Annotated in this window: 3 protein-coding genes and 1 pseudogene; 1 reads left to right on the forward strand and 3 read right to left on the reverse strand. The window is 72.4% G+C overall.

Going from position 1 to position 3,732, the window contains the following annotated elements; translation table 11 throughout:
* Positions 1-53: 53 nt before the first annotated feature.
* Positions 54-239, forward strand: a pseudogene (locus ACWDVG_RS31470) (DUF2637 domain-containing protein); the annotation flags it as partial.
* A 6-nt stretch (positions 240-245) separates the two neighbouring features.
* On the opposite strand, the gene ACWDVG_RS31475 reads toward ACWDVG_RS31470, so the two are convergent.
* The 3 genes from ACWDVG_RS31475 to ACWDVG_RS31485 form a co-directional block, all read right to left on the reverse strand.
* On the reverse strand, positions 246-677 hold the full coding sequence (locus ACWDVG_RS31475) for an ATP-binding protein (RefSeq protein ID WP_451704327.1): 432 nt from the start codon (positions 675-677) through the stop codon (positions 246-248).
* A gap of 75 nt (positions 678-752) precedes the next feature.
* On the reverse strand, positions 753-2,495 hold the full coding sequence (locus ACWDVG_RS31480; RefSeq protein ID WP_451704328.1) for a pyruvate dehydrogenase: 1,743 nt from the start codon (positions 2,493-2,495) through the stop codon (positions 753-755).
* A 27-nt stretch (positions 2,496-2,522) separates the two neighbouring features.
* Positions 2,523-3,732: protein phosphatase 2C domain-containing protein (locus tag ACWDVG_RS31485; RefSeq protein WP_451704330.1), on the reverse strand; the 1,210-nt coding region annotated here is incomplete at its 5' end.

Raw genomic sequence — 3,732 nt, forward strand, 5'->3', positions numbered from 1 at the left:
CGGCTTCGCCATGCTCGGCGCGATGACTTTTCTGCCGACCTACCTCCAGTACGTCGACGGGGAAACCCGCCATAGCGGACCCGGGACAACTGCCGCTTCGGCCCCGGCCCTCCCTCCAAGCCGTCAGGGGGACTGAGTCCCGGACGGTGGACCTCACCGCGGAGGACGACACGCAGACGCTGCCCCGGCTCGACTCCCTGGAGCGCAAGCTCAAGGACCTGGAGCAGCAGTTCGGCTAGTGACCGTCACCGCTCGTCGGCGGGGCCGCCCCCTCGGGTGGCCCCGCCGTTCAGTTCGAACCACACCACCTTGCCCACACCGTGGGCGACGACACCCCAGGAGTCGGCGAGTTCCTGGACGAGGACGAGCCCCCGGCCGTGCGTACCGTCGTCGGCGGGCGGTACGAGCGGCGCGGCGAGACCGGGAACGAAGTCCCGTACTTCCACGCGGAGTTGGTGGGGAACGACGGTCGCCGTGACGACGGCCCCGTGGTCGGTGTGGATCAGGGCGTTGGTCACCAGTTCGCTGGTGAGCAGTTCGGCGACGTGGGTGGCGCCCGGTCCGCCCCACTGCCCCAGCCATTCCCGTAACGCATGACGCACCTCCGGCACCGCGGTGAGATCCGCGCATCCCACCTTTCTGAGCAGTTGAGTCGGCTGTCGCGCCTCCCCGGCCATAACCCCCACCCACACGTCGCGTCGAACAGGCTCACGGGGATGCATGCCCCTGTCGAATCGCGCGCATGCGCTCCGTCACGGCCTGGGTACGTTGCGCAGGTTGGAGCGGGCCATCTGGAGCATCCGGCCCACTCCCCCGTCGAGGACGATCTTGCTGGCCGAGAGGGCGAAGCCGGTGACCATGTCGGCGCTGATCTTCGGCGGGATGGAGAGGGCGTTGGGGTCGGTGACGACGTCCACGAGGGCCGGTCCCTTGTGCCGGAAGGCGTCCTTGAGGGCGCCCGCCAGGTGCTTGGGCTTCTCGACGCGGACGCCGTAGGCCCCGGCGGCGCGTGCGACTGCGGCGAAGTCGGGGTTCCTGTTCGTCGTTCCGTACGAGGGAAGTCCGGCCACCAGCATCTCCAGCTCGACCATGCCGAGCGAGGAGTTGTTGAACAGGACGATCTTCACCGGCAGGTCGTACTGGACCAGGGTGAGGAAGTCACCCATGAGCATGGAGAACCCGCCGTCACCGGAGAGCGAGACGACCTGGCGGCCGCGGTCGGTGAACTGGGCGCCGATGGCCTGCGGCAGGGCGTTGGCCATCGAACCGTGGCTGAACGAACCGATGATCCTGCGCCGTCCGTTGGGCGTGAGGTAGCGGGCCGCCCAGACGTTGCACATGCCGGTGTCGACGGTGAAGACGGCGTCGTCGTCGGCGAGTTCGTCGACGACGGAGGCGACGTACTCGGGGTGGAGGGGCACGTGCTTCTCGACCTTGCGGGTGTACGCCTTGACGACCCCTTCGAGCGCGTCGGCGTGCTTCTTCAGCATCTTGTCGAGGAAGCGGCGGTCGGTCTTCGCCCGGATCCGTGGGATGACGCAGCGCAGGGTCTCGCGGACGTCGCCCCAGACGGCGAGGTCGAGGCGGGATCGGCGGCCGAGGTGCTCGGGCCGGACGTCGACCTGGACGATCCGCACGTCGTCGGGGAGGAAGGCGCTGTAGGGGAAGTCGGTGCCGAGCAGGATCAGCAGGTCGCACTCGTGGGTGGCCTCGTAGGCAGCGCCGTAGCCGAGCAGCCCGCTCATGCCGACGTCGTACGGATTGTCGTACTGGATCCACTCCTTGCCGCGCAGGGCGTGGCCGACCGGGGCCTTGAGGCGCTCGGCGAACTGCATCACCTCGGCGTGGGCCCCGGCCGTCCCGCTGCCGCAGAAGAGCGTCACCCGGTCGGAGGCGTCGATCATCCGGACGAGGGCGTCGATCTCGTCGTCACCCGGGCGGGCGGTGGGGCGCGCCGTGACGAGTGCGGTCTCCACCGCCCGCTCGGGGGCGGGCTGCGCGGCAATGTCGCCGGGCAGCGAGACGACGCTGACGCCGCGGCGGCCCACGGCGTGCTGGATGGCCGTGTGGAGCAGCCGGGGCATCTGCTTCGGGTTGGAGACGAGTTCGCTGTAGTGACTGCACTCGCGGAACAGCTGGTCGGGGTGGGTCTCCTGGAAGTAGCCGAGGCCGATCTCGCTGGACGGGATCTGCGAGGCGAGGGCGAGGACGGGGGCCATGGAGCGGTGCGCGTCGTACAGGCCGTTGACGAGGTGCAGATTGCCGGGGCCGCAGGAGCCCGCGCAGGCGGCGAGGCGGCCGGTGACCTGGGCCTCGGCGCCCGCGGCGAAGGCGGCGGCCTCCTCGTGCCGCACCTGGATCCAATCGATGCGGGGGGTGCGGCGGATGGCGTCGACGACGGGGTTCAGGCTGTCGCCGACGACTCCGTACACGCGCTGGACGCCGGCGCGCACGAGGATGTCGACGAACTGTTCTGCGACGTTCTGTTTGGCCATGCGTCCATCAACACACGCCCCGGCGCGTTACGCCTCCCAGACGGCGACCCCCGTACGGTCGTCGGCGTAACCCGTCACCCTCAGCTGGGTGTCGGCGAGGAACGCGGCGAGGCCGGGGGGTTCCCGGTCGGCCCAGCGGGCGGCGAGTTCACGGGCGAGGGCGGGTTCGCCGCGCATCGGCTCGGCGAGTCCGGGCGAGGCGAGGAGCAGGGTGTCACCGGGCCGGGCGACGGAGGCGCGGAAGCGGAACGGCTCGGCGGGCGGCGGCACGGGATCCTCGACGAGCGGCCCCGGGGCGGTGGCGATGCCGAGGTCCATGGTGAGCCGGTCGCCCTCCTCGGTGGCCTCCGGGGTGGCCTCCGGGGTGGTCGCCGCGCCGGCTTCCGCGCTCGGTTCCGCGCCGGCTTCCGCGGTGCCTTTCGCGGCGGGCGGCGGTGAGCCGTAGCCGACGACGGGGGCGCCGACGACGGCGGACGGGTCGGGCAGCAGCGGTTCGAGGTCCTGCCAGGCGCCGTCGCGGAGCCGAAAGAGGCCGCCGCCGCCGATGCCGAAGAAGACGCGGGTGCGGCAGTCGGGATCGGCCGGGACGAGGAGGCAGCGGAGGGTCGCGGTGTACTCGTCGGCGGCGAGGCCGCGTTCGGCGGCGCGGGCGCGCAGCTTGCCGTACGTACGGTCGGTCAGGCGGTGCAGTCCGGACTTGAGGTCGCCGCGGCGGCCGCTCCTGATGTCCTCGGAGAGCCGCGCGTGGCTGCGGCCGACGGCCTCCGCGATCCAGCGGCAGGCGTCGCCCGCGGCGAGGTGGGCGTCCCCGGCGGCGCGGGACCCGGCGGCGACGGCGACGAGGACGAGGGCGCTCTCGTCGTGGCCGAAGCGGGCGGTGAGCAGGGAGTCCCTGCGGGGTTCGCCCCGGTAGCGGGCGGAGTCGCCCCGCACGGAGGCGGCGCGCAGGGTACAGGTGCCGTAGCGGGCGCCGTCGAGGACGGTGTCGGCGACGAGGTCGGCGAGGTCGCCGGGCCGGGCGACGGGCAGGGCGGTGGGTTCGGGCTCGTACGTGGGAGGTCTGCTGCCGAGGAAGCCGGTACGGGGGCGGGGCACGGGCACCTGGACGGTGAGGTCGGCTTCGGGCGCCGCGGGCTCCGGGAGCGCCTGGGGCGGCGGGGGCGGCGGGGGCGGCGGGGCCTTCGGGGGCGCTGGTACTTGCCCGAGCCGGAGATGCCGAACAGCCTGTCGACGGCGA

The organism is Streptomyces sp. NPDC003327, from assembly GCF_053589515.1.

Excerpts from the sequence above, each read along its gene's own strand:
- ACWDVG_RS31475 (WP_451704327.1), bottom strand. The coding sequence starts at position 677 with ATGGCCGGGGAGGCGCGACAGCCGACTCAACTGCTCAGAAAGGTGGGA.
- ACWDVG_RS31480 (WP_451704328.1), bottom strand. The coding sequence starts at position 2,495 with ATGGCCAAACAGAACGTCGCAGAACAGTTCGTCGACATCCTCGTGCGC.